Below are 1,408 nucleotides of genomic sequence, written 5' to 3'. Positions count from 1 at the left end.
TTCAGCGGGAACACGCCAGTTGTGCTGAGTAACGCCCTTCGAATCAGTTGTTGAATCGCCGCGTCGCTAGGTTTAGTCGCCTCCCACAAAGACGCGTCTATCCACTCGGGCGTGATGCTCGGCTTTGTCTGGGAGCTGTTTCTCACCACGGATGCTCGCTGGACGTCGCGCTCGTAGTGGAAGCTAAAGAACGTTCGATGAGCCATAAGGCATTTCTCCTTGCCGTCGTGGGTTCAAACTGGCGCTGGCGCGTCGGGTCTTGCCCGAGATGAAGTGGCGCAACAGATTAGATTTCGGCTAACTCGTCGGCCCCTGTTCGGGGAGTACCGTGGTGGTCGTGGGTGGCGGGACTGGCTGCGAGATTGAAGGTGAGGGCACTGCCGAGGTCGCGGGCGCTGTGGGAGCTGGTGACGGAATTTCTGCAGGCGTCACCGTCACGGTCACCTTCACAGTTTGTTCTCTTGGAGCTTCATTTTCCTTTTCATGACACAACGAGTAAACGAATAGCAGCAATCCGGCCGCAATCAACGGGCCGTAAAAATATTTGATTGACCATGACGCGTATGACTCATTTTTCGACGCCTTCGGGAGATTTTTCGTCTCCATGGACAGCGGTTCTACAGTATTCGCCACTATTGCATCGTGCAGATCACGGAACGTTCGTTCGACGTTTAGATAATGCGCGTCAATCACGGCAAAGGCGCATAATCCGACGATCCCAAGCAGGATAAATACTGCGTTGTCACGAATCACTGCCACACCGAATGCGGCGCCAGCCAAAGTTATCGACCAGCCTTTTGCCTGAGCGGAGGAGCTCGCCATGCGACCTACGACCGAGGCGACCAGTTCGAGGTGCTTTCGCCGATCCTCCCGCTCGCCAGGCTCGGCCAGGTCGTAGCCGGTCATCGTGCAACGCCCATAGTCTCGCGCAGTCTAGCCAGTGCACTGTCAAGCAACGCATCATCAATTGTCGATGCAGATGGCCAAATAGGACCAATATCGTCGCCGCTCCATCGAGGCACTACATGCACGTGTAGATGGTCGACCGTTTGTGTTGCGGCCTTGCCGTTCGATTGGATTATGTTGAGCCCTTCGGGTTCAAGCGCGCGCCTAACTGCTCCAGCGACTTCGCGCGTGACTGCCATCAATGCTGCAGCGTATTCATCGTCGACTGACCAAATGTCTGGTATGTGCTTAAGCGGCACTACGAGGGTGTGCCCCAGGGTCGCAGGCTCCTTCGGAAAGAATGCCGCTACAAGATCGGTTTTCATCACCATGCGGACGGCGCCATCGCCAGCGAGGATCGCGCAGAACGGGCAACGCGCAGACAATCTGTGAACCCCCCGTTCGCCCCATGTTTGGTACTGCGCACAAGCTACGCCAAGGGTCCGACATTTAGCTTTGGAGT

The 1,408-nt window shown here is 56.3% G+C and carries 3 protein-coding genes; all 3 read right to left on the bottom strand.

What is annotated here, in order from left to right; all coding sequences use genetic code 11:
* On the bottom strand, positions 1-206 hold a 206-nt coding region (locus J3476_RS28235; RefSeq protein ID WP_373889152.1), incomplete at its 3' end, for a TIR domain-containing protein.
* A 91-nt stretch (positions 207-297) separates the two neighbouring features.
* On the bottom strand, positions 298-906 hold the full coding sequence (locus J3476_RS27675) for a hypothetical protein (protein ID WP_207069451.1): 609 nt from the start codon (positions 904-906) through the stop codon (positions 298-300).
* A partial coding sequence (locus J3476_RS27670) for an HIT family protein (protein ID WP_286183846.1) occupies positions 903-1,408 on the bottom strand: 506 nt, incomplete at its 5' end. The genes J3476_RS27670 and J3476_RS27675, both read right to left, overlap by 4 nt.

Source organism: Mycobacterium sp. PO1 (genome assembly GCF_017312405.1).
In the GTDB taxonomy this organism is placed as follows: domain Bacteria; phylum Actinomycetota; class Actinomycetes; order Mycobacteriales; family Mycobacteriaceae; genus Mycobacterium.
Note: the sequence above shows the minus strand (reverse complement) of the source record. Positions and strands in the feature narration are given on the sequence as shown.